31 protein-coding genes and 1 tRNA gene are annotated in these 23096 nt (G+C 63.5%); 14 read left to right on the forward strand and 18 right to left on the reverse strand.

Going from position 1 to position 23096, the window contains the following annotated elements:
• Positions 1-6: 6 nt before the first annotated feature.
• From HYN69_RS16345 to hspQ, 6 genes are all read right to left on the reverse strand, one after another.
• Positions 7-390, reverse strand: coding sequence for a GFA family protein (locus HYN69_RS16345; RefSeq protein ID WP_108436684.1), 384 nt, complete (start codon positions 388-390; stop codon positions 7-9).
• Positions 390-848: a GAF domain-containing protein gene (locus HYN69_RS16350; RefSeq protein ID WP_407925236.1), complete on the reverse strand. Its 459-nt coding sequence runs from the start codon at positions 846-848 to the stop codon at positions 390-392. The genes HYN69_RS16345 and HYN69_RS16350 overlap by 1 nt, the downstream gene beginning before the upstream one ends.
• On the reverse strand, positions 838-2415 hold the full coding sequence (locus HYN69_RS16355; protein WP_108436685.1) for a gamma-glutamyltransferase family protein: 1578 nt from the start codon (positions 2413-2415) through the stop codon (positions 838-840). Before HYN69_RS16355 ends, HYN69_RS16350 begins: the two co-directional genes overlap by 11 nt.
• Positions 2416-2646: 231 nt before the next feature.
• Positions 2647-3015 (reverse strand): ATP-binding protein, encoded by a 369-nt coding sequence (locus HYN69_RS16360; protein WP_159082508.1) that lies wholly within the window; start codon positions 3013-3015, stop codon positions 2647-2649.
• Positions 3016-3060: 45 nt separating this feature from the next.
• Positions 3061-3390 (reverse strand): STAS domain-containing protein, encoded by a 330-nt coding sequence (locus HYN69_RS16365; protein WP_108436687.1) that lies wholly within the window; start codon positions 3388-3390, stop codon positions 3061-3063.
• Positions 3391-3444: 54 nt separating this feature from the next.
• Positions 3445-3771, reverse strand: a complete 327-nt coding sequence (gene hspQ, locus HYN69_RS16370; protein WP_108436688.1) for a heat shock protein HspQ — start codon at positions 3769-3771, stop codon at positions 3445-3447.
• A 249-nt stretch (positions 3772-4020) separates the two neighbouring features.
• Here hspQ and HYN69_RS16375 point away from each other — a divergent pair, with 249 nt between their 5' ends.
• Positions 4021-4605: a transglycosylase SLT domain-containing protein gene (locus HYN69_RS16375; RefSeq protein WP_108436689.1), complete on the forward strand. Its 585-nt coding sequence runs from the start codon at positions 4021-4023 to the stop codon at positions 4603-4605.
• Here the strand turns inward: HYN69_RS16375 and HYN69_RS16380 are convergent, their stop codons facing one another.
• Entirely contained in the window at positions 4606-5205 is a 600-nt protein-coding gene (locus tag HYN69_RS16380) for a LolA family protein (RefSeq protein ID WP_108436690.1), read from the reverse strand. It lies immediately after the preceding gene.
• Between the two features lie 298 nt (positions 5206-5503).
• On the opposite strand from HYN69_RS16380, the gene HYN69_RS16385 reads away from it, so the two are divergent.
• Positions 5504-6802: a D-amino acid dehydrogenase gene (locus tag HYN69_RS16385; RefSeq protein ID WP_108436691.1), complete on the forward strand. Its 1299-nt coding sequence runs from the start codon at positions 5504-5506 to the stop codon at positions 6800-6802.
• Positions 6803-6885: 83 nt separating this feature from the next.
• Here HYN69_RS16385 and HYN69_RS16390 read toward each other — a convergent pair whose 3' ends face one another.
• The 3 genes from HYN69_RS16390 to petA are packed head-to-tail and all read right to left on the reverse strand — an operon-like array spanning position 6886 to position 9634.
• Positions 6886-7707, reverse strand: coding sequence for a cytochrome c1 (locus tag HYN69_RS16390; protein ID WP_108436692.1), 822 nt, complete (start codon positions 7705-7707; stop codon positions 6886-6888).
• Positions 7708-7720: 13 nt separating this feature from the next.
• Complete coding sequence (gene petB / locus HYN69_RS16395) at positions 7721-9058, reverse strand: cytochrome b (RefSeq protein WP_108436693.1); 1338 nt, start codon at positions 9056-9058, stop codon at positions 7721-7723.
• A 12-nt stretch (positions 9059-9070) separates the two neighbouring features.
• Positions 9071-9634, reverse strand: a complete 564-nt coding sequence (gene petA, locus HYN69_RS16400) for a ubiquinol-cytochrome c reductase iron-sulfur subunit (protein ID WP_108436694.1) — start codon at positions 9632-9634, stop codon at positions 9071-9073.
• A gap of 347 nt (positions 9635-9981) precedes the next feature.
• Between petA and HYN69_RS16405 the strand changes: the two genes are divergently transcribed.
• The gene (locus tag HYN69_RS16405) at positions 9982-10590 is read left to right on the forward strand and encodes a phosphatase PAP2 family protein (protein WP_108436695.1); all 609 of its coding nucleotides are present in this window, start codon (positions 9982-9984) and stop codon (positions 10588-10590) included.
• Here HYN69_RS16405 and HYN69_RS16410 read toward each other — a convergent pair.
• The 4 genes from HYN69_RS16410 to HYN69_RS16425 all read right to left on the reverse strand — a co-directional run bounded on the left by HYN69_RS16410 (position 10547) and on the right by HYN69_RS16425 (position 12308).
• Positions 10547-11197, reverse strand: a complete 651-nt coding sequence (locus HYN69_RS16410) for a LysE family translocator (RefSeq protein WP_108436696.1) — start codon at positions 11195-11197, stop codon at positions 10547-10549. The genes HYN69_RS16405 and HYN69_RS16410 overlap by 44 nt on opposite strands.
• Complete coding sequence (locus HYN69_RS16415; RefSeq protein ID WP_108436697.1) at positions 11198-11803, reverse strand: glutathione S-transferase; 606 nt, start codon at positions 11801-11803, stop codon at positions 11198-11200.
• 235 nt (positions 11804-12038) lie between these two features.
• Positions 12039-12164: a type B 50S ribosomal protein L36 gene (gene ykgO, locus HYN69_RS16420; protein WP_023666132.1), complete on the reverse strand. Its 126-nt coding sequence runs from the start codon at positions 12162-12164 to the stop codon at positions 12039-12041.
• A 69-nt stretch (positions 12165-12233) separates the two neighbouring features.
• Positions 12234-12308, reverse strand: a tRNA-Val gene (locus HYN69_RS16425).
• A 134-nt stretch (positions 12309-12442) separates the two neighbouring features.
• Between HYN69_RS16425 and HYN69_RS16430 the strand changes: the two genes are divergently transcribed.
• Positions 12443-13303 (forward strand): N-formylglutamate amidohydrolase, encoded by an 861-nt coding sequence (locus HYN69_RS16430; RefSeq protein WP_108436698.1) that lies wholly within the window; start codon positions 12443-12445, stop codon positions 13301-13303.
• 59 nt (positions 13304-13362) lie between these two features.
• Here the strand turns inward: HYN69_RS16430 and HYN69_RS16435 are convergent, their stop codons facing one another.
• Positions 13363-14616 (reverse strand): DNA polymerase IV, encoded by a 1254-nt coding sequence (locus HYN69_RS16435; RefSeq protein WP_108436699.1) that lies wholly within the window; start codon positions 14614-14616, stop codon positions 13363-13365.
• Between the two features lie 67 nt (positions 14617-14683).
• Here HYN69_RS16435 and HYN69_RS16440 point away from each other — a divergent pair, with 67 nt between their 5' ends.
• From HYN69_RS16440 to HYN69_RS16455, 4 genes are all read left to right on the forward strand, one after another.
• The gene (locus tag HYN69_RS16440) at positions 14684-15190 is read left to right on the forward strand and encodes a GNAT family N-acetyltransferase (protein WP_108436700.1); all 507 of its coding nucleotides are present in this window, start codon (positions 14684-14686) and stop codon (positions 15188-15190) included.
• 65 nt (positions 15191-15255) lie between these two features.
• Entirely contained in the window at positions 15256-16134 is an 879-nt protein-coding gene (locus HYN69_RS16445; protein ID WP_108436701.1) for an SPFH domain-containing protein, read from the forward strand.
• Positions 16134-16406: an NfeD family protein gene (locus HYN69_RS16450; protein ID WP_108436702.1), complete on the forward strand. Its 273-nt coding sequence runs from the start codon at positions 16134-16136 to the stop codon at positions 16404-16406. The genes HYN69_RS16445 and HYN69_RS16450 overlap by 1 nt, the downstream gene beginning before the upstream one ends.
• Complete coding sequence (locus HYN69_RS16455; protein WP_108436703.1) at positions 16399-16860, forward strand: NUDIX domain-containing protein; 462 nt, start codon at positions 16399-16401, stop codon at positions 16858-16860. The genes HYN69_RS16450 and HYN69_RS16455 overlap by 8 nt, the downstream gene beginning before the upstream one ends.
• Before the next feature lie 24 nt (positions 16861-16884).
• Here the strand turns inward: HYN69_RS16455 and HYN69_RS16460 are convergent, their stop codons facing one another.
• Genes HYN69_RS16460 through trxA form a run of 3 tightly spaced genes read right to left on the reverse strand, consistent with a single transcriptional unit; the run spans position 16885 to position 18641 of the window.
• Entirely contained in the window at positions 16885-17037 is a 153-nt protein-coding gene (locus tag HYN69_RS16460) for a Trm112 family protein (protein WP_108437271.1), read from the reverse strand.
• 29 nt (positions 17038-17066) lie between these two features.
• Positions 17067-17711, reverse strand: a complete 645-nt coding sequence (locus HYN69_RS16465) for an LON peptidase substrate-binding domain-containing protein (protein ID WP_108436704.1) — start codon at positions 17709-17711, stop codon at positions 17067-17069.
• A 27-nt stretch (positions 17712-17738) separates the two neighbouring features.
• Positions 17739-18641 (reverse strand): thioredoxin, encoded by a 903-nt coding sequence (trxA, locus tag HYN69_RS16470; RefSeq protein WP_108437272.1) that lies wholly within the window; start codon positions 18639-18641, stop codon positions 17739-17741.
• A 141-nt stretch (positions 18642-18782) separates the two neighbouring features.
• Between trxA and HYN69_RS16475 the strand changes: the two genes are divergently transcribed.
• The 6 genes from HYN69_RS16475 to HYN69_RS16500 all read left to right on the forward strand — a co-directional run bounded on the left by HYN69_RS16475 (position 18783) and on the right by HYN69_RS16500 (position 23032).
• Positions 18783-19421, forward strand: a complete 639-nt coding sequence (locus HYN69_RS16475; RefSeq protein WP_108437273.1) for an SGNH/GDSL hydrolase family protein — start codon at positions 18783-18785, stop codon at positions 19419-19421.
• Between the two features lie 18 nt (positions 19422-19439).
• Complete coding sequence (gene rfbC, locus HYN69_RS16480) at positions 19440-19994, forward strand: dTDP-4-dehydrorhamnose 3,5-epimerase (protein ID WP_108436705.1); 555 nt, start codon at positions 19440-19442, stop codon at positions 19992-19994.
• Positions 19991-21031, forward strand: a complete 1041-nt coding sequence (gene rfbB, locus HYN69_RS16485; protein ID WP_108436706.1) for a dTDP-glucose 4,6-dehydratase — start codon at positions 19991-19993, stop codon at positions 21029-21031. Before rfbC ends, rfbB begins: the two co-directional genes overlap by 4 nt.
• The gene (gene rfbD, locus HYN69_RS16490; RefSeq protein WP_108436707.1) at positions 21028-21888 is read left to right on the forward strand and encodes a dTDP-4-dehydrorhamnose reductase; all 861 of its coding nucleotides are present in this window, start codon (positions 21028-21030) and stop codon (positions 21886-21888) included. Before rfbB ends, rfbD begins: the two co-directional genes overlap by 4 nt.
• Positions 21885-22757, forward strand: coding sequence for a glucose-1-phosphate thymidylyltransferase RfbA (gene rfbA, locus HYN69_RS16495; RefSeq protein ID WP_108436708.1), 873 nt, complete (start codon positions 21885-21887; stop codon positions 22755-22757). The genes rfbD and rfbA overlap by 4 nt, the downstream gene beginning before the upstream one ends.
• Positions 22758-22849: 92 nt before the next feature.
• Positions 22850-23032 carry a hypothetical protein gene (locus HYN69_RS16500; protein ID WP_216824617.1) on the forward strand — a complete coding sequence of 61 codons (183 nt, stop codon included), beginning with the start codon at positions 22850-22852 and terminating at the stop codon, positions 23030-23032.
• Positions 23033-23096: the final 64 nt, after the last annotated feature.

Consider the following 23096-nt stretch of genomic DNA (forward strand, 5'->3'; position numbering starts at 1 on the left):
TCTCCCTCAAGACGCAGCCGTGAATTGCGGCAAACCGTCGGTCAATTGGTAATAGTCGCCCTTGTCGTCAACATACCAGTGGCAGTCAACGGCCACGCCGGTCGCTCCGTCGATGCAGCCCGCGCCGATCGAAATCGCGTCGCCTTCCACAGGGTCCCAGAACAGGCTGGACCCGCAGGTCTTGCAGAACCCGCGCCGCGCCGTGGCACTCGACTGGAACCACGCCAGCCCGTCATCCTTGACGATCCGCAGCGCCTCCCTCGGCACGCTTGTCGCTGCCCAGAAATGCCCGCTCGTCTTTCTGCATTGCGTGCAGTGGCAGGCGATGACGGGGCGCAGGGCGGCATCGGATTCAAACACCACCGCCCCGCACAGGCACGACCCGCGCATCAGACGGCATCCTTGAACACGCGGGCCATAAGCGGCACGATCCAATCTTCATCCGCCTTGGTAAAGGCAGCAGGCGTGTTGCTGTCGAGGTCAAGCACGCCCAAAAGCACCCCCGCCCCGTTCCAGACCGGCACCACCAGTTCCGACCGTGTGGTCGATGAACAGGCGATGTGGTCGGGAAAGTCATCGACATCCGGCACGTTCAACACGCGGCCCGACCGCGCCGCAGCGCCGCAAACCCCACGGCTGAACGGGATGACCAGACAGCCATGCCCGCCCTGATATGGCCCGATCTTCAACAGTTCCGGCGCGACCACACGGTAAAAGCCGGTCCAGTCCGAAAAGGGATGGCGATGGTGTATTTCGCACACCACCGTCGCCATCAGCGCCACCGCGTCGGTTTCGCCCTCGCACAGCGACAGGATCGCCGCCGAGATGTCTTCGTAATCAATAGCCAAGCGCGCACCCGTCTTTTCGTGGGTCGGACCCGCCGACCAGAACCCCATCCGTCCCGATGAAAATCGCCTGTGACCCGCCAATCGGCTCGTCCGGAACCGAAACCTCATGCCCCATTTCCGCCAGCCGCGCCCTGACGGCATCGGAATAACCGCGCTCGACCTTCATCCCGTCCAGCGCCCCGAATGCCCGTGGCGCGTCCATCGCCTGCTGCACGCCCATGCCGAAATCGACCAGATTGGACAGGAATCGCACATGGCCATTGGGCTGATAGGCCCCGCCCATCACGCCAAAGGGCATGGTCACGCGCCCACCTTCCCGCAGCATGCCCGGAATGATCGTGTGCATGGGGCGTTTGCCGCCCGCCGCTTCATTCGCATGCCCCTCGGCCAGCGAAAAGCCCGCGCCACGGTTCTGGAAGTTGATCCCGAACTTGTCGGACGCAAAGCCCGAACCGAAGCCCCAGAACACCGAATAGATCAGGCTCACCGCCATGCGGTCACGGTCGACCACAGTGATATAGATCGTATCCTTGTGCACCGCCTCGGAAATCGCGGCAGCCGCAGGCATGGCACGGTCAAGGTCGATCAGCGCAGCCAGCCGCGCCGCCGTATCGGGCGCCAGCATATGATCCAGCCGCGTGATGTGGTCGGCATCCGCAAGAAAACGGTTGCGCGCGTCATAGGCGAGCTTGGCCGCCTCGGCCTCGATATGGGCCCGCTCGGCTCCGGTCGGGTCCATCGCCGCGATGTCGAAGTGGCCCAGAATGTTGGCAAGCAAAATCGCCGTCGCGCCCTGCCCGTTCGGCGGATGCTCGACCAGTTCGACCCCCTTGTAGACACCGGAAACCGGCACGGTGTAATCACAGGCGACACCTGCGAAATCATCCAGCGTATGCGTCCCGCCCAAGGCTTGCAGCGATGCGACCATATCCTCGGCCACCTCGCCCTCATAGAATCCCGCGCGCCCCTGATGCGCGATGCGGCGCAGCACCTCGGCCTGACCGGGGGCGCGGAACGTCTGGCCCGCCGTGGGCACCGCACCGTCAAGCAGGTAGAACTGCCGCGCCGCCCCCTTCAGCGATCCGGCATCCACCGCCCAATCAAAGGCCACGCGCGGCGCCACCGGCACGCCATGATCTGCATAATGGATCGCGGGGGCCAGAACCCGGTCCAGCCCCAGCTTGCCCCAATCGGCCGACAGACGGCAAAACGCATCGATAGCGCCGGGCAGCGTGACCGCCTCGATCCCTTGGATCGGCACGGCGGTCAGCCCCTGCGCCCGCATCGACGCGGCAGACAACCCTTTGGGCGCACGCCCCGAACCGTTCAGCGCGATCACATCCTCGCGCCCTGCCGGTTTTAGCAACACGAAACAGTCGCCGCCAATGCCTGTCATCTGCGGCTCGCAGATACCCAGCAGCACGGCACCCGCAATCGCCGCATCTACGGCATTGCCGCCCGCTTGCAGAATGTCGATCGCAACCTTTGCGGCGAGGGGGTGCGACGTCGCGCACATACCGTTCGCTGCATAGACCGCCGAACGACCCGGCATATGGAAATCGCGCATGCTGACCCTCCGCTATTGAAGGGCAAAGCCTAGGCCGCGTGGGGGGGAATGCCAAGCGGCAGAGCGATGGAACCCCGGCTGCGCCCGCTAGGTGGGGGCTGTCGCACGCGCCGCCGGGGTGAAGCTTTCAGTGCAGCTACTTGTCCCTTATCGGCAAATCAGCGGGCGTTTTTAGGGGCGAAACACGCCTTTTCTGCGTCATGCCCCCAGAGCGGGAAACAGTCGGCAGCATCACGCCACATTGTCCACATCCATGCGAAATTGCAGGATATTGCAGCCCATCCTGCTTTCCTGACAGATCCCGCTGGCCAGGGTGCGAATCAATCCGGTGCCGAACCCGCCTTCGGGCAGGGCAAGCGGGTCGCAGGCTCTGCCGATACCCAAGGCCGGCGCAACACCGCCTCTGTCAACCACCCGCGCCTCTATTGATCTGCCGCGCAAGCGCAGCGCGACGGCCACCGGACCCGCATCCCCGGCATAAGCATGTTCGGCCACGTTGTTCAGCACCTCGGCCAGCACAAGCAGCACACAATCACGGTGGTCCGCCCCGAGCGGTCCAAGCACAGAACCCTGTTCGAACCGCTGAAGCGCTGCCCGCACCGAAACGGGATCCGCACGGAAATGGCTTCGCTCAAAGACCATCGCTCACCCCGTCAACGCATCCTCGACCTGTGGATGGATCGTGAAAACCGAGTCCATGCGCGTCAGCCGGAACACCCGCTCAACCGCCGGAGTAAGCGCCGCCAGTTCAAGCGCCACCCCGTCGTCCAGAAACTTGCGCGCCGCAACGACAGCGCCAAGCCCCGAAGAATCAAGGAAGTTCACCGACCCCAGATCAAGGATGACACGCCCTTGCACATTCACCACTGCCTCGCGGAAGCGGTCCTTGAAGGCAAGAACTCCCGCCGCATCCAACCGCGCCTCATCCGCGCGAACCACCGTGACACCGGTTTCGCGCCTGACCGTAAGCTGCATCACACCCTCCGTTCTGCCTGTACCGGCAAAGACTAGGCGCGAAGCGGTAAAGATTCAGTTCATCTGGAACTGCAGCGGATAGCGCCCGTCCTCGAAGTCACCGAACAGGTCGGACAGATCGGGATGGCCAACGGGTTCGCCGGTTTCGTCGGGGATCAGGTTCTGCTCGGACACGTAAGCCACATAGTAGCTTTGGTCATTCTCGGCGAGCAGATGATAGAACGGCTGGTCACGGCGCGGACGGCTGTCTTCCGGAATTGCGTCATACCATTCTTCGGTGTTGTTGAAGCGCGGATCGACATCGAAAACCACGCCGCGGAAGGGATGCTTCCGATGCTTGACCACCTGCCCGAGGCAGTATTTCGCGTGCGTCGTCATCATAGCGTAGCAACCCCCGACTCCCGTAAATAAGACGTTAGACTGCGTCTTGTCCATCCGAGAGGCTGGCCGATACAGGAAACAGTCTGTGAACCCTACCCCCACAGTCGCTGGCCCCACAGTCGCTGGCCCCGAACCCGCAGCGGCGCAGGCCTGCCCATGCAATCGTGAAGTGGCTTAACCCTTTGCCCCATTTCCACGGGCTCGTTTTTCCCCTAAACTCACCGCAAAAGAATAAACCGCGAGGGGCAGATGAGCAGACTTCTCCGCGCGTCGATACTGTTGCTGTTTCTGGCCTCCTGCGGGGGTGGCAACTATTCGGCGCCCAGACAACTGGACAACGCTTGCGCCATCGTGGCCGAGCGTCCGCAGTATCTGCGTGCCATGAAGGCGGCCGAACGCCGCTGGGGCATTCCGATACACGTGCAGATGGCGACGATCCATCAGGAATCAAAGTTCATTGGCAATGCACGCACCCCGCATCGCTATGCGCTTGGCATCATCCCCATGGGGCGCCAGTCTTCCGCCTATGGCTACAGCCAGGCACTCGACGGCACATGGGACGAATACCGTGAAACGGCGGGCCGCTCGGGCGCCCGTCGCGACCGCATACAGGACGCGACCGATTTCATGGGTTGGTACATGGACGAGACGACGCGAAAGCTGAACGTCCCGAAATGGGATGCCGCCAGCCAGTACCTTGCCTATCACGAAGGCCGCAGCGGATTTGCCCGCCAAAGCTACCTTGGCAAGCCGTGGCTCATGGACGTCGCCGCCAAGGTCGGGAACCGCGCCGAGATGTATCGCAGCCAGTTGCAGGGCTGCGGCAAGCTCTGATCACTTGCGCTTATCGGCTTCGATTGAAATCGAGAACAGCGAGGGCGGCAAATCTCCGCCCTTCTTCATCTCGCCCAGAATGACGGTTGTCTGGCTGCCCAGATCGTCGGTGATGATCCATTGCCGCAATTCGACAGGGTTCGGGGTAAAGACCAACTCGATAGAGCCATATTCCGGATGCGCCGGATCCTGCACGGCAAGCCGGGTCGTGGCGTCCTGCTCGACATGGCCGACCACCATCTTGGCCCGTGCCAGATCGACATTGGCATCCAGAATCAGGCTAAGCGGCGTACGGCTGAGCGGATATTGCTCGGGCGGCTGGTTCGACTTGGCGTCAAAGATCGCAACCTGGCCGCCCCCCGCCAGCACAAGGCTGTCGTCCGGCGGCGCATATTCGAACCGCACCCGACCCGGCCGCTTGATGTAAAGCATACCGGTCGAGATCGTCCCGTCGGCATTCACCTGGGTGAAATCCGATTGCACGGTGCCAAGCCCGTTCAGGTAACGGTTCAGCTCTTTCAGCTCGATCTTTTCGGCATGCGCCGGAAAGGCCAGCGCAAGGACGGCGAGCGGGGCAAGGAGGGCGGCTTTGATTTTCATACTCCCAACTATAGCAACGCCCCGCCCCGCTTCACAGGGGAGGAGGCAAGACATCGCAGAAATGTGCCGCTTTGTGCCGCTGCGTGATCCGTTATTTGGAGCAAGGATCGTCGGACCCAGCCCCTTTCTGCATGTTTTTCTTTCGCCGTATCTTTCATCGTCTGAAATTTTCTTCTTCGAATGCCATTATTTCGATAAAATCTTCCAAAGTGAAAGGTTCCGCCGACAACCTTTGACAGGAAATCCCGCCCGGCTCGCGGCATCCTGCACGAAACCCCTCTGACTCGGATGGCGCAGCATGAAGATCGTGGTTCTTGGCTCTGGTGTGATCGGCGTGACCTCGGCGTGGTATCTGGCAAAGGCCGGACACGAGGTGACGGTGATCGACCGTCAGGCAGGCCCTTCGCTGGAAACCTCTTTCGCCAACGCGGGTGAAATCAGCCCCGGTTATTCCTCGCCATGGGCCGCGCCTGGCATTCCGGCCAAGGCGGTCAAATGGCTGTTCATGAAACACGCGCCGCTGATCATCCAGCCCCGTCCGGATCTGGCCAAGCTGACGTGGATGGCGCAGATGCTGGCCAATTGCACCACGCCTGCCTACCAGACGAACAAGCGCCGCATGGTGCGCCTTGCCGAATATTCGCGCGATTGCCTGATGCAACTGCGCGCCGACACCGGCATCAGCTATGACGAACGCACCCAGGGCACGCTGCAACTGTTCCGCACGCAAAAGCAGGTGGAAGCTGCCGCCAAGGATATCGACGTCCTGCGCGCCGATGGTGTGCCCTTCGAAGTGCTCGACCGCGACGCCTGCGTTGCCGCCGAACCCGGCCTTGCCGCCGCCCGTGACAAGATCGCAGGGGGCTTGCGCCTGCCCGGCGACGAAACCGGCGATTGCTTCAAATTCACCACCAGCCTTGCGACCATGGCCGCTGCGCTTGGCGTGACCTTCCGCTACGGCCTGTCGATTGACGCGCTGGAAGCCGACGCAGGGCGCATCACCGCCGTCCGCACCAGCGCAGGCCGCATTACCGCCGATGCTTTCGTGGTGGCCTTGGGCAGCTATTCACCGCAGCTTGTGGCGCCCTTGGGCATCAAACTTCCGGTCTATCCGGTCAAAGGTTACTCGATCACCGTCCCGATCATGGACGCTGCGCGCGCGCCCGTCTCGACCGTGATGGACGAAACCCACAAGATCGCAATTACCCGTCTGGGTGACCGCATCCGCGTTGGCGGCATGGCCGAAATCGCAGGCTTCGACCTGTCGCTGAACCCGAAACGCCGCGCCACGCTGGAACATTCGGTCGAAGACCTGTTCGGCGGCGCGGGCGACCAAGGCCGCGCCACCTTCTGGACCGGCCTTCGCCCGATGACCCCCGATGGAACCCCTGTCGTCGGCCGTTCGCCCGTGTCGAACCTGTTCCTGAACACCGGCCACGGCACGCTCGGCTGGACGATGGCAGCCGGTTCGGGCCGCGTCCTTGCCGACCTCGTCAGTGGCCGCTCGACCGAGATCGAAAGTGCCGACCTCGGCTTTGCCCGCTACCAGCCCAAAGCCCGCAAGGCAAAGCCGTTGGGTGCAGCCCTGCCTGCCTGACCTCGACCGGACATCGTAGAACGACAACGGGGCCGGGGGTACACAACACCCCCGGCCCCGATTTTTGGTCCGGAAGGACCGCCTCAGGCGGTCTTCTTGCCTTTGACGCCTGCCCAGATGCGCTTGTTGGTCAGATACAGCAGCGAGGCGAAGACGATCAGGAAAAGCACGGCCTTGAAGCCGGTTTCTCTGCGGTCCATCAACTTCGGCTCGGCGGTCCACATCAGGAACGACGACACGTCCATCGACATCTGGTCGACCGTCGCGGCGGTGCCGTCGGCATAGGTGACCTGATCATCCGACAGCGGAGGCGGCATCTTGATCCAGCCGGTCGAGAAGGCGTGGTTTTCGTAGAAGACCGACCCTGCCTCTTCCTTTTCCTCGCCGGTGTAGCCGACAAGGAGGGCGTGGATGTATTCCGGGCCACCCATCCCGCGGAACAGCTGGCTCAGACCAAGTCCGTAGGGGCCGTGAAAGCCGGCACGGGCCTTTGCCATCAACGACAGGTCCGGTGCGCCGGCTGCGTGGTTGGCGGGGAAGTTGTCGGCCGGAACCAGCGTGCGCGCCGACCCGGTTTCCGGGTCGATCAGCTGCGGGTTTGACGCTTCGTCGTTCACCGAAAGGTTCGCCGCATAGGCGCGGACCTGATCTTCCGGCAACTGCGGTCCGCCATCGTCCGCAAGGGTGCGGATCGGGACGAACTTCAGCCCATGGCAGGCCGAGCAAACCTCGGTATAGACCTGCAGCCCGCGCTGAAGCTGGTTGCGGTCGAACTTGCCGAAGGGGCCTTCGTGGGCGAAGGTCACGTCTTCGATGTGAACGGTGGTCTCGGCGGCAAAGGCGCTGGCCCCCGCGACCACAAGGGCCGCGGCGGTTGCTGCGCTGAGTGCGATATTGCGGATCATGTTGACTGTCCTCTCACTCGGCCGCGATGGTCTTGGTCCCGCCCATATTGGGCGAGTAGTGGGCATTGAAATCGTCTTCGATCGTCGCCGGCACCGGCAGCGGCTTCTCGATCACGCCAAGCAGCGGCAGGATGATCAGGAAATAGGCGAACCAGTAGTAAGATGCGATCAGCGACACCCACGCCGTGAACGGCGACGGGGTCTGGCTGCCGACCCATGTCAGCACCACGAAGTCGATTGCCAACAGCGCGAACCACCATTTGAACATCGGGCGATACCGGCCCGAACGCACCGACGAAGTGTCGAGCCACGGCGCAAGCGCCATGACCGCGATGGCGCCGAACATGGCCAGCACACCGAAGAACTTGGCGTCGACGATGCCAAAGGTGATGAACTGGGTGATTTCCACGATCAGAACATCGGCGGTAAAGGCGCGCAGGATCGCGTAGAACGGCAGGAAGTACCATTCCGGCACGATATGCGCGGGCGTCGCCAGCGGGTTCGCCTCGATATAGTTGTCGGGGTGGCCAAGGTAGTTCGGCATGAAGCTGACAACAGCGAAGAACACCGCAAGGATCACGACAAGCGCGAAAAGGTCCTTGATCACATAGTAAGGCCAGAACGGCAGGGTATCGCGCTCCGCTTCTTCCTTCGACCCGCGACGCACTTCAACACCCGTGGGGTTGTTGTTGCCGGTCGTGTGGAAGGCCCAGATGTGCACGGCGACAAGTCCGGCGATCACGAAGGGCAGCAGGTAGTGCAGCGAGAAAAAGCGGTTCAGCGTGGCGTTGTCCACGGCAGGCCCGCCCAGCAGCCAGGTCTGGATGCCCGGCCCGATGCCCGGGATGGCGCCGAACAGGCCGGTGATAACGGTTGCGCCCCAGAACGACATCTGTCCCCACGGCAGCACATAGCCCATAAAGGCGGTGCCCATCATCATCAGATAGATCAGCATGCCGATGATCCACGTGACTTCCCGCGGAGCTTTGTAGCTGCCGTAGTAAAGCCCGCGGAAGATGTGCAAGTAGACGGCGACGAAGAACAGCGACGCCCCGTTGGCATGCAGATAGCGGATCATGTAGCCGCCGTTCACGTTGCGCATGATATGCTCGACCGAGGCAAAGGCCAGGTCGACATGCGGCGTGTAATGCATGACCAGCACGATGCCGGTGATGATTTGCATCGCAAGGCAGAAGGTCAGGATGATGCCCCAGATCCACATCCAGTTCAGGTTCTTGGGCGTGGGCAACATCAGCGTGTCGTAAATCAGCCCGGCAATGGGCAGGCGCTTGTAAAGCCACTGCTCACCCTTGCTTTTGGGCTCGTAATGGTCGTGCGGAATTCCGGCCATCTTCTTGTTTCCTTACCCGAGCTTGATCGTGGTTTCGTCGGTGAACGCAGCGACCGGCACCGGCAGGTTGCGCGGTGCGGGGCCTTTGCGGATGCGGCCTGCGGCATCGTAGTGCGAACCGTGGCACGGGCAGAACCAGCCGCCGAAATCCCCGGAATCGCCCAGCGGCACGCAGCCGAGGTGGGTGCACACCCCCATCATCACCAGCCATTCGCCCGCTTCGTCGAGCGTGCGGTTGGCGTCGGACGCGTCGGCGTTCGGCTTGTTCGCGTTCTCGCCGAGCGGGTCGACCAGATCGGTCAGCGCGACGGCGCGGGCCGATTCGATGTCTGCCGGCGTGCGGCGGCGGATGAACACCGGCTTGCCAAGCCATTTGACGGTCAGCTGGGTGCCCGGCTCGACCGAAGACACATCGACGAAGATCGAGGCAAGCGCCTGGACATCGGCCGAGGGGTTCATCTGGTTGACCAGCGGCCAGACGGCTGCGCCGGTGGCGACAGCTCCGGCTCCGGCCGTAGCGTAGTACAGGAAATCGCGGCGGGTGCCGGCGCCTGTGGTGTCGTCTGCGTGGGACACGAGATTTTCTCCCTATCAAGACCGCGGGTTCCGCCCGCGCTCCATATGCCAGTCGGACCGCAGTCTCCCGCAGCCTTGCCGAGCGGCTTTTAGCCAAGCTGTGCTCCTTCGTCCAGCGGACAAACGGGCGCAGTCGGGCCAAGCGGTCACTCGGGCACGGGAATCTTGCGGCCTGTGGTATCCATGCGCGTCTTTTGTATCTTTGCGCGACAGGAAAGGCTTCGGGACCGTGCCCAATAAACTATGCTCTGCGCTGCCCCGCTTTCCAGCCCCTGCGACAAGACGTAGCGAAAGCGGAAAGGGGCGGATATAGAGCGCGAGCGGTGCAAGCGGTAAGGACAGGCGCGATGTGGAAGCGGATAAAGGCGGTCGTGACACGCTTGCGGATATGGCTCGTGCTTGCGGTTCTGGCGCTGACGGTGGCAACCGCACCGCGTCACGCCGAACAGATCGGTGACCGCCTGCAAATTGCCTTGCCCATGGCAGCCTGGGGATGCGCCGCCGTCAACGGTCAGGCGGGCGAATATGCGCTGCGCTTCGTTGCGATGTGGCTTGCGACTCATGGAACGAAGAATGTCTTGGGCGATGCACCCGTCAACATCCGGCCACACGGCGGCGGAAACGGTTTCCCCTCTGCCCACACGTCGGCTTCGGTCTTCGGCGCATCATCGCTCGTGCATGACTGCGTGACCGGAAACCCCTGGGTGCAAGGCGTGGTGATCCTGTCCGCAGGCTATGTCGGCGGGTCGCGGATGGAGGCACGGGCTCATGATGTGTGGCAGGTACTGTTCGGCGCGCTGTATGGCTGGCTGTTCGAACGCCTGCTGCGCCGGCCGTCGCGGGCGCGGTCCGCTGTGGTGCGCGGTCTGGTGCAATTGCGCGGCTGGCTGGTCTGGCCCTTTGCCGCACTGTTCAGGCGATCAGGCCGATCAGCAGCCGGACCGCGAAACCGGTGAACATCACCGCCGCCGTGGCGTGCAGCACCCATCCGGCACGCAGATAGGCGCGCAACGCGGCAGGGGTCGAGAACGCCATGGTATAGGCCGCGTGCAGCCCGAATGACAACGCGCAGGCCCCGGCGCACAGCAGGGCGATATCGGCAGCCGTAGCGCGGGTGGTGGGAAACATCGCCAGAACCGCAAGCCAGCTTGTCAGCGCCTTAGGGTTTAGCGCGTTCACCGCCAGCGAACGGCGAAAGCCAGTGGCAAACCCCGCACCGTCGTTGCGGGTCGGGCGCGCAGTGCCTCGGTCCCTGAAGCCCGCAACAGCCGCCTTTGCATAGCGCCATGCAAACCACAAAAGCAGGCCGACTGCGGTTAGCGTCAGGGCAAGCGTCGCGCCGGGAATCACCGTAAGCACCGTTGCCACACCCAGCGTCATCGACAGGCACCAAAGCCCGATGCCCAACCCCACCCCCGCCGCCGACCCGAAGCCCGCAGCCCGTCCCGACCCGATCGCCAGCGCGATGGTGTTCAGCACATTCGGCCCCGGTGACGCGATATTGGCCGCCAGAAAGACCCAGACAGTCAGGAAATCATGCCATGGAAGGAATGGGGGCAGCATTCAGGCGGGCTGAGTCTCGATCATCGACGGACGCTTGGCGAACTCGCCATACCACGCCGCCAGATGCGGGCGCGTGTCCCTCCAGCCACGGGCATCATGCCGGAAATCGACATAACCCAGCGCACAGGCCACCGCGATCTGTCCGGCATCGAGCGGCCCGCGCAGTTCCGCCATCCATCGCGACTCGAGCGTATCCAGCGCACGGTCCACCTTGGCCCATTGCCCTTCGACCCAAGGGTCATAGCGATGCTGCTCGGGACGAAGCCGCCATTCGTAGACCATCAGCAACGCCGCATCGAGGATTCCATCGGCCGTCGCTTCGATGGTCAATCGGTCCCAAAGCGCCGGCCCGGTGCCGTAAAGACCCGCCTGCGCGAGGTCGTCGAGATAGCGGCAGATCACGCGGCTGTCGTAAAGCGCCGGCCCGTCCGGCCGTTCGAGGGCGGGCACCTTGCCCAAGGGGTTGGCTTCCAGCGGGGCAGTGCCAGGATCGATGGGCGAGCCCGAACCGGTCACCAGCGTGACCTGCGGCAACAGGCCGGTTTCATGCAACAGCACCATGACTTTGCGGACATAGGGCGAGGTGGGCGAGTGGTAGAGGCGCATGACTTGGCCTGTCTGGATCGATCCGGCAAACGGTAGCCCCGCGCCCCTTGCGCTGCAACAGCGGTTTCTCACGAAGAAACCGCGACGGAATTTGACGCAAATTCCGCGTCCCGACCGTTGCCACCGATTTCTGCGTCAGAAATCGGCGCGGAGTTTGCGTCAAACTCCGCCCTTGCCCGCATAAATGCAAAAGACCGCCCTAAGGCGGCCCTGCATAGTCCAGCTCGGAAACGTCTCAGCCCTGACGGGCCTTGTAGCGCTTCTGCGTCTTGTTGATCACATAGACGCGGCCCTTGCGGCGCACGACCTGGCAATCGCGATGACGCGTCTTGAGCGAGCGGAGCGAGTTCGCAACCTTCATCGTTCTTCTCCCATTCGCGGCGCGCAGCGCCTTGAAATCTGTTGAGGCCTTCCGGGGAAAGCGTTGAAATGGTGGGCGGTACTGGGATCGAACCAGTGGCCACTACGATGTCAACGTAGTGCTCTACCGCTGAGCTAACCGCCCACGCGCCGCAACTTCCCCGCCCTGTCAAATAAAAAGACGCGGGCGGTTCCGCGTCGGTGCAGGGTCTATAAAAGGAGTCGCAGCGGGGTTCAAGGGGTTTTGGCATCGGAAAAAATCCCGCTATACCTATTGGCATGGATCATGACGCCTATCACCTCTGGCTGCCCGAACGCCGCGACACGCCGGTGGTGTTTTCCTCTCCCCACAGCGGGCAGGATTATCCGAGCGCCTTTCTCGATGCCAGCCTGCTCGATGCGCATGTCATCCGCTCGTCGGAAGATGCCTTTGTGGACAGGCTTTTCGCCCATGCCCCGCTGGTCGGCGCGCCCTTGATCGCGGCACGGGCCCCCCGCGCCTATATCGACCTGAACCGCGCCGCCGACGAACTCGATCCCGCCGTGATCGAGGGCGTCATGCGGGTCGCCCACAACCCGCGCGTCTCGTCGGGCTTGGGGGTGATTCCCCGCGTCGTGGCCGGAGGGCGGGCGATCTATCGCGGCAAACTCCCCCTGCGCGAGGCCGAATACCGTCTGCGGACCCATTGGCAACCTTATCACGAGGCTTTGAAACGGCTGATCGACGAGTCGCTGGCCATGTTCGGCAAGGCGGTGCTGATCGATTGCCACTCGATGCCGCACGAGGCGATCGAGGCCCATGCCCGCCCCGGCCAGCCCCGCCCCGATGTTGTTCTGGGTGACCGCTTCGGCGCAGCGGCCGGGCGCGATGTGGTCGAACGGATCGAAGCGGCCTTCGCCGGTGCGGGCTTGCGCGTGGTCCGCAACGCGCCCTTTGCCGGCGCCTATATCGCGCAGGCCTACGGGCGGCCATCGCGCGGCGCGCATGTCGTGCAGGTCGAGATCGACCGCGCGCTTTACATGGACGAGGCCCGGATCGAACCGCGCCCCGATTTCGAGGCGTTCCGGTCGATGATGGCAGGCGTGATCGCGGAGCTTGCGCAGATCGGGCGGGACCAGGTGCCGCTGGCTGCAGAATAGGACCAAATTCCTTCGTAAGAAATTTGCCAATTTTCTTCGCAAGAAAATTCGGCCCGGCCTTACCGCAGCGCCCTGCCCTTGATGATTGCGTCATTCCCGAAACGGGCGCGGATCGCATCGGTCGCGCGTTCGGCGGCGGCGCGTTTTCCGGCATCGGGGTCAAGCAGGTCGCCGTGCCGGTCGGCCTCGGCCTCGGCCACCAGATCGGCGATACCCACGCCGATCAGCCGGAACGGGCCTTGGGTTCCGGCATGGTCGTAAAGCTCGCGCACGGCGCGATAGATGCGATCGGCGGTCTGGGTGGCATCGCCCAGCGCGTGGCGGCGCGTGACGGTCTGGAACGCCGTCGATTTCAGCTTCAGCACGACGGTCTTGCCCGCAAGATGCTTGGCCTTGGCACGGTCCGACACCTGTTCGGCCAGCCGCCACAGATGCCCGTCGAGGATGTCGGCGTCGGACGTGTCCTCGGAAAAGGTGGTTTCCTTGCTGATCGACTTCGGCCTTTCATCCCGCTGCACACGGCGATGATCGATGCCCCTCGCAAGATGCCACAGCCGGTCGCCCATGCTGCCGAAACGCGCGTTCAGATCACGCCGGTCCCAGCGCAGCAGGTCGGTGATCGTGCGGATGCCTGCCTGTTCCAGCGCGGCTTGCGTGGCCGTGCCGACCCCCCAGATGATACGGACCGGACGCTTGGCCAGAAACCCTTCGGTTTCCGCCCGCCCGATGACCGAGAACCCGCGCGGCTTGTCGAGGTCCGACGCGATCTTGGCCAGAAACTTGTTGTGCGACAGCCCGACCGATCCTGACAGGCCAAGCTCATCCTCCATCCGCCGCAACAGACGGGCCAGTTGCACTACAGGCGGAGCGCCATGCAAGCGCGTGGTGCCGGTCAGGTCAAGAAATGCCTCGTCCAGCGAAAGGGGTTCGATGGCAGGCGTCAAATCCTCCATCATCGCCCTGATCTGGCGGCTGACCGCGACATAAACCGACATGCGCGGCTTCACCACCACCGCTTGGGGGCACAGCTTCAGCGCCTGAAACATCGGCATGGCGGAACGCACGCCGTTGATGCGCGCGATATAGCAGCAGGTCGACACCACGCCCCGCGTGCCGCCACCGACGATGACGGGCTTGTCGGCCAAGTCAGGATTGTCTCGCTTTTCCACCGAAGCGTAAAAGGCATCGCAATCCATGTGGGCGATGGAAAGGTCGAACAACTCGGGGTGCGACAGGACGCGCGGACTGCGGCACGACGGGCAGCGCGGGCCGCTGTCGAACTGGGTCAGGCAATCGCGGCACAGGGCTGGCATGGCGAAAGGTTAGCACAAGGCCCACGCCCTCTGCTAGGCTGCGCGGGGTTCAATTGGAGTGGCGGGAATGACAGTTCAGGTGCGGGCAGCGCGATCACCGGCCGATTTCTCTGCGGTCGAACGGATGCAGGCGGAAATGGCGGAATGGGATGCCGCAAAATGCGCTGCATTGGGCTGTCCGGCCGATGCGGTCAAAGGGTCGTTTTACGGCGAAGATGCCGCAAAGTTACGCTCCACGTTCGACGGCCATGGCGCGATGATGCTTCTGGCGGTCAAGGATGGACAGGTGCTCGGCCATGCGGGCTTCACCGGCTTTGATGCCAAGGTGGCCGAGGTACAGAAGGTCTGGCTCGAAAAGGCCGCGCGCGGTGCGGGAACCGGCAGTCTTTTGATGTCCGAACTCAAGAAGGCGATGGTTGCTGCAGGCTACCACGGCGCCTGCCTCGAGACGGCCAGCTTCATGCACGATGCGATCCGCCTTTACGAACGCCACGGCTTTGTACGCGCTTTGCCGTTCCGCAACGCGCCCACCGGACTGGGACCGATCACCCTCTTCATGCGCGCACGTTTCTGACCGCTTGCGCTGCGGCGGGTCAGCCCTCATCTTCACGTTGTAATGCCTGGCAGGAGTGACAGTCGATGGACGAGCCTTTGTTCGGTGGAAATGCAGTCTTTCTGGCGTTTGCCGCCTTTATCATCCTGTGTATCTTTCTGGGTGTCCGGATCGTGCCGCAGTCGGAAAAGCATGTGGTCGAACGCTTCGGTCGGCTGCGGGCCGTGCTAGGGCCGGGCATCAACTTCATCGTGCCCTTCCTCGACCGCGTGCCGCACAAGATTTCCATTCTGGAACGCCAGCTGCCCAATGCCAGCCAAGACGCCATCACCGCCGACAACGTGCTGGTCAAGGTGGAAACCAGCGTCTTTTACCGCATCACCGAACCCGAAAAGACCGTCTACCGCATCCGCGATGTCGACGGGGCGATTGCCACCACCGTGGCAGGCATCGTGCGGTCGGAAATCGGCAAGCTGGAACTCGATCAGGTGCAATCCAACCGCGCCCAGTTGATCGAACGGGTGCGCGAACAGGTCAGCGCCATGGTCGACGACTGGGGGGTCGAGGTGACGCGGGCCGAAATCCTCGACGTCAATCTCGATGACGCGACACGGGCGGCGATGCTGCAGCAGTTGAACGCCGAACGCGCGCGGCGCGCGCAGGTGATGGAGGCCGAAGGGCGCAAGCGGGCCGTGGAACTGGCCGCCGACGCCGACCTTTACGCCGCCGAACAGGCCGCCAAGGGCAAGCGCATCACGGCGGATGCCGAGGCTTATGCCACCGGTGTCATCGCCGTGGCGATCAAGGAAAGCGGGCTTGAGGCCGCGCAATATCAGGTGGCGCTGAAACAGGTCGAGGCCTTGCAGGCCGTGGCCTTGGGCGATGGCAAGCAGACGGTGCTGTTGCCGACTGCGGCGCTGGATGCGTTCGGCGATGCGTTCAAAATGCTTAAAGGGCGCGGCTGATGGCACTCTGGCAGGTCTGGTGGGTCTGGATCGTCGCGGGCTTCCTGCTTGGGGGCCTCGAGGTGCTGGCGCCGGGGTATATCTTCCTAGGCTTTGCCATCGGCGCGGTGCTGACAGGTGCCTTGGTCGGCCTTGGCATCATGGGCGGCGGCTGGCCTGCGCTGTTGCTGGTCTTCGCCGTCATGTCGCTGGCCGCATGGTTCGCCCTGCGCCGCACCATGGGCGTGCGCGAGGGTCAGGTAAAGGTCTGGGACCGCGACATCAATGACTGACGGCGACCCCGATTTCGTGGGGGCCAAGGCGGTGCTTTTGTGCGTGGACCGCGTGCTCGTCTATCAGCGCGACGATTTCGCAGGGCTGCCTTGGGCGGGGCTATGGGATTTGCCGGGCGGCGGGCGCGAGGGCAACGAGAGTGCCCAAGCCTGCGTGCTGCGCGAGATTGCCGAAGAATTCGGGCTGGCCCTGCCCGAACGGCGGTTGCTGCTCCGGCAGGAATTGCCGTCGATGGCAGATCCGGCGCGGGCGTCATGGCTGTTCGGCGGCTGGCTGGACGAAGCCGAGATCGCCGCGATCAGGTTCGGAGACGAGGGGCAGCGGTGGGAAATGATGTCCGTCGCCGGTTTCATGGCACATGGCGCGGCCATCCCCGAAATGCAGCGCCGCGTCGGTCTGGTCTGGAGCGCGTTGGGCAGGGGCGCGAAATGCATCACCGGCCCGACGGAGTAGGGTGCGCGTTCACGCGCACCACGGTCAACCGAGGGTGCGCGCTTCCGAAATCAGCATGATCGGAATCCCGTCACGGATCGGAAAGGCAAGATTGGCCTCTTTCGACACCAGCTCCTGCTGCGCCGCATCATAGGACAGCGTCGCCTGCGTCACGGGGCACACCAGCGATTCGAGCATGCGGCGGTCGAAAACGGTTGGCTGGTCGGTCACTGCATCACCTCTTCCCCCGAACCGCCGCGCATGGCGAATTCGATCAGCGTCACAAGCGTCTCGCGCCGCGTGGTCAGCGACGGCGCCTCCAACAGCGCCTGTTTATCTTCCGGCGTGAACGGGCACAGCATCGACAGCGAATTGATCAGCAACTCGGTTTCCGCCTCTTTCAGGCTCGACCAGTCAGTCGACAGATTCAGCGACAAGAAGAACCGGTTCAGCAGCGACAGGAATTCCGCACGCTGGAACCCCGCATCTTCCTCCTGAGGGCCAAGGTCGCGACCGAAACCCGACCAATCGACATTGCAACGCCGATAAGGCGCAAAGCCCTGCACTTCCTCTTTCACCCGAAACCGCGAGATGCCGGAAAGCGTGATCATGTAACGCCCGTCTTCGGTTTCCGAAAACCCCGTCACGCGGCCCGCACAACCGATGGCGTTCAGCCGCTTCTCCCCCGTTCCCGGAACTTCGCGCGTCTGGATCATCCCGATCAGCCGATGCTTGGTTTTCAGGCAATCCTCGATCATCGCCAGATAGCGCGGCTCGAAGATATGCAAAGGAAGGCGGCCACGGGGCAGCAAAAGCGCTCCGGGCAGGGGAAAGACGGGAACCGTTTCCGGCAAGTCGGCTGCGTGCATCATGGGGGGTCAGATAGCCCGCACAGGGGGTTAGGCAAATATCATCGACGACAGGCGGCGACGGCCTTTCAGCACCACCGGATCGGTGGGCTTCAATGCCTCGAAAATCGTCATCAACTGCGTCTTTGCCGCCGCATCGTTCCATTCGCGGTCAAGCCGGAACAGATCGAGCAGGGTATCTACAGCCTCGTCCACCTTGCCCGCCGCATGCAGCGCAAGCGCAAGGTCGAAGCGGGCCTGACGGTCCTCGGGGTTCTTTTCGACGGCGGTGCGCAGGTCTTGCTCGGGTCCGGCATTGGCCGCCTGTTTCGCCAGTTCGATCTGGGCGCGAACGGCGTCGATCTCTTTTGCCTTGGCAATGGCGGGGGGCGCTGCACCAAGCAGCGTTTCTGCTTGCTCCAACTGGTCAAGCGCAAGATGGCAACGGATCAGCCCCGAATAGGCTGCGGCATTCTCGGGTTCTTCGCCAAGGATCGCGGCAAAGGTCTCGACCGCATCGGTCACAGCACCCTCGGCCAACATCTGCTCGGCAGCTTCCAGCGCCTCGGCCAATCCACCGTCACCGCCAAGCGCCGCGACGCGGTCGACGAACTGCTTGATCTCGGACTGCGGCACCGCGCCCTGAAATCCGTCAACCGGCTGGCCCTGCCAAAAGGCATAGACCGTGGGGATCGACTGGATACGCAACTGGCCCGCGATCATCTGGTTCTTGTCCACGTCGACCTTGACCATACGGACCTTGCCGCCCGCCGCCTTGACCGCCGCTTCAAGCTGCGGGCCAAGCGTCTTGCACGGACCACACCACGTCGCCCAGAAATCCACGATCACCGGCACGTCACGGCTGGCGTCGATCACGTCGGCCATGAAGCTGGCTTCGGTGGTGTCCTTGATCAAATCGGCGGCGGGTGCGGGTGTTTCGCCCAAGTTGAACATCGTCATTTTCCTATCCGGCCCTATCAGGAAATGCTTTGCCCCTATATGCGCATCCAAGCCGGAAAGGCCAAGAGGCAAAGCCGCTTTACCAAAGCGGTGCCGCGCCCTAGCCTGCCGGAAATTCAAGCCCGAGGGGATGAGATGCCGGTATTGTTCACGTTCGGAGACAGCAACACCCACGGCACGCCGCCCATCGTAGACCGTGGCGTCTATGCCCGCTTCGGGCGCGGCGTGCGCTGGCCCACCGTGGCGCAAGCGGCCTTGGGCCCCGATTGGGAACTGGCCGAAGAGGGCCTGCCCGGACGCACCGCCGCCTTCACCGATCCGGTGATGGGCGACATCATGGACGGGCGTGAAGGGCTGAAGATGGCGCTGCAAAGCCATGGGCCGGTCGATGTGATGACGCTGATGCTGGGCACAAATGACGTAAAGACCCGCTTCGCCGCAACGCCGGAAATCGTGGTGGCGGGCATCGCGGGGCTGCTTGACCTTGCCATGTCGATGGAAATGCAGGCCCGCCACGGCGGCTTCAAGATCCTGCTGATCTGCCCGCCCCCCGTCGTCGAGGTTGGCCCGATCAAGACCGAATTCTGGGGCGGTGCCGCACGGTCGCAAGCCCTGCCACCGCTTTACGCCGCCTTGGCGCAGTCGCGCGGCATCGGCTTTCTCGATGCGGGCAAGGTGATTTCGGTCAGCATGGTCGACGGCGTGCATTATGACGAGGCGGCGCATAATCGGCTTGGCCTTGCCGTGGGTCAGGCGATAAAGGCACTGCTGTAGTGGTTCGGAGTTGAGTGCATGCAGATCGATACAACCGCGCTGCAAGGCGTGCTTGTCCTGACCCCCCGCCGCTTTGGCGATGCGCGGGGCTGGTTCGTCGAAACCTTCAACGCCGGTCGCATGGCCGAAGCGGGCATCGACATCGGTTTCGTGCAGGACAACCATTCCTTCTCGACCACCAAGGGCACCTTGCGCGGGCTGCACTACCAGAAACCGCCCCGCGCACAGGACAAGCTGGTACGCTGCTCGCAAGGCGCGATCCTCGACGTCGCGGTCGATGCACGGGCGGGGTCTGCCACCTACGGCCATTGGGTCGGGGTCGAACTGACGGCCGAAAACGGGCGGCAACTCCTCGTGCCCAAGGGGTTCCTGCACGGCTTCGTCACCCTGACCGACAACACCGAGGTGCAGTACAAATGCTCGGACGTTTACGCGCCCGACTGTGACGGCGGCGTGCACTGGGATTCGCTGGGCATCGACTGGGGCGTGACCGACCCTGTGCTGTCCGACAAGGACCGCATTGCCCCCGCCTTTGCCGATTGGCAATCGCCCTTCGCAGGGGGTGCACTATGAAGATTCTTGTCACCGGAGGCGCGGGTTTCATCGGGTCCGCCGTGGTGCGTCTGGCCGTGGCGCGGGGGCATGCGGTCGTCAACCTTGATGCGCTGACCTATGCGGCCTGCCTCGACAACGTCAAATCGGTGGGCAATTCGCCGCTCTACGCATTCGAACACGCCGACATCCGCGACCGCGCAGCACTCGACCGCGTGTTGGCGCAGCACCGCCCCGATGCGATCATGCATCTGGCTGCCGAAAGCCATGTCGACCGGTCGATCGACGGGCCGGGCGATTTCGTGCAGACCAACGTCAACGGCACCTTCAACCTGCTCGAAGCCGCCCGCGCCTATTGGGTGCGCGAAGGCCGCCCCGAAACCTTCCGCTTCCACCACATCTCGACCGACGAGGTGTTCGGAACGCTCGGCGCGACCGGCAAGTTCACCGAAGACACGCCCTATGCCCCCAACAGCCCCTATTCCGCGACCAAGGCGGCAAGCGACCATCTGGTCCGTGCATGGCATGAAACCTATGGCCTGCCGGTGGTGATGACCAATTGCTCGAACAATTACGGCCCCTTCCACTTCCCCGAAAAACTCGTACCGGTCGTCATCCTGAACGCCTTGGCCGGCAAACCCATTCCGGTCTACGGCACGGGCGAGAATGTGCGCGACTGGCTTTACGTCGAAGACCATGCCGACGCGCTGCTGACCGTTCTGACACGCGGCACCATCGGCCGCAGCTACAACATCGGCGGCGAGAACGAGGCCCGCAACATCGACCTTGTCCGCATCATCTGCGCGCTGCTCGATGAAATGAGACCCCAAGGCGCCCCCCATGACCGGCTGATCACCTTTGTCGCCGACCGCCCCGGCCATGACCTGCGCTACGCGATCGACCCCGCCCGCATCACCGCCGAACTGGGCTGGCGCCCGTCGGTCACGGTCGAGGAGGGCCTGCGCCGCACGGTGCGCTGGTATCTCGACAACGCGCCCTGGTGGCAGGCCCTGCAAGACCGCGCAGGGGTAGGCCAGCGGCTGGGGGTTAAGGCATGAGGGTTCTCGTCTTTGGCCAGACCGGACAAGTCGCGCAAGAACTGGCGCGGCGCCTGCCTGCCGGTATGACTGCCGAATTTCTCGGACGCGACCGCGCAGACCTGTCCGACCCTGCCGCTTGCGCGGCTGCGGTGCGGGCATCACATGCAGATGCCGTCATCAACGCCGCCGCATGGACGGCGGTCGACAAGGCCGAAACCGATGAGGCTGCGGCCCATGTTGTGAACGCCGCCGCCCCCGCCGCCATGGCGCAGGAATGTGCCGCACTTGGCCTGCCCTTCCTGCATGTCTCGACCGACTATGTCTTTGACGGCGCGGGAACCCTTGCCTTCCGCCCCGACGATGCCACTGACCCGCAAAACGCCTATGGCCGCACCAAACGCGCGGGCGAGGTTGCTATCAACGATAGCGGGGCGCGGGCGCTTATCTTGCGGACAAGCTGGGTCGTATCGGCGCATGGCGCGAATTTCGTGAAAACCATGCTGCGCCTTGGCGCATCGCGCGACAGCCTGAACGTCGTCGCAGACCAGATCGGTGCCCCCACCCCCGCCGCCGCAATCGCCGATGCCCTGTTCACAGCCGCCCGCGCCATGGCGAACGGCCAAGCCGGCGGGGTTTACCATTTCGCAGGCGCGCCCGACATCAGTTGGGCCGATTTCGCGCGGGCGATCATGGCAGGCGCGGGCCTCGGCTGCGCTATCAACGATATCCCGACCAGCGACTATCCGACACCGGCGAAACGACCGCTGAACTCGCGCCTCGACTGCAGCGCGTTCGAGCGCGATTTTGGCGTGGCGCGGCCTGACTGGCAGGCAGGGCTTTCGGACATTCTATACGAGTTGGGGGGCGCGGCATGAACCGCAAGGGTATCATTCTGGCAGGCGGGTCTGGCACGCGGCTCTGGCCGATAACGATGGGCGTCTCAAAGCAGCTTTTGCCGCTTTATGACAAGCCGATGATCTACTACCCGCTCTCGGTCCTGATGCTGGGCGGCATCCGCGAGATTGCCATCATCACCACTCCCGAAGATCAGGCGCAGTTCCAGCGGCTGATGGGCGACGGGTCGCAATGGGGGCTGTCCTTCACCTATATCACCCAGCCCTCACCCGACGGGTTGGCGCAGGCCTATCTGCTGGCCGCCGATTTCCTGAACGGTGCGCCCAGCGCGATGGTTCTGGGCGATAACATCTTCTTCGGTCACGGCTTGCCCGACATCCTCGCAACCGCCAACGAACGCGAAACCGGCGGCACCGTGTTCGGCTACCGCGTGGCCGATCCCGAACGCTACGGCGTCGTGGCGCTCGACGCGACCGGCCACGTCACCGGCATCGTGGAAAAGCCCGCCGTGCCCCCGTCAAACTATGCCGTGACGGGCCTTTACTATCTGGATGGTCGCGCGCCGGAACTCGCTGCACGCGTCAAGCCTTCGCCACGCGGCGAGCTTGAAATCGTCGACCTCTTGGAACTCTATCTGGCCGAGGGCAGCCTGCGCGTCGAAAAGATGGGGCGCGGCTTTGCATGGCTCGACACCGGCACGCATGGCAGCCTGCTCGACGCGGGCAACTTCGTCCGCACCCTGACCGACCGTCAGGGCTTGCAGGTGGGCAGCCCCGACGAAATCGCCTATCGCTCGGGCTTCATCACCGCCGACGAACTGGCCGCACGGGCCGAGGTGTTCCGCAAGAACGACTATGGCCGCTATCTGGCGGGTATCCTCGCGGAATGACATATTCATAATACATGATGCCTTTGCCGCATCATGCGCTAGGCTTGCCCCAACCGTCCCTTCAGGGGCGGCTTTCGAAAGGAGGCAACGGGATGCGTAAATTGATCGCTTTGGCCTGCGTGATCAGCTGGTCGGGGTTCTGGGCCTTTGGCTACCTCGCGCTGTCCGCCAGGATCGACGACCCGGCCCAGATGGTGACGGCGGGGATTCTTGCCTTTCTCGGCTTCATCACGGGAATGTTCACCTACATGCGGCTGTCGCGTGACATGATCTGATCCGTCCGGCCTGTCGGAACAAAGCGGGCGGGACACGGGTTTCAGTCCGAACCCGCAAAAGGGA

Origin of the sequence: Gemmobacter aquarius, from assembly GCF_003060865.1 — a bacterium.
GTDB lineage: Bacteria > Pseudomonadota > Alphaproteobacteria > Rhodobacterales > Rhodobacteraceae > Paragemmobacter > Paragemmobacter aquarius.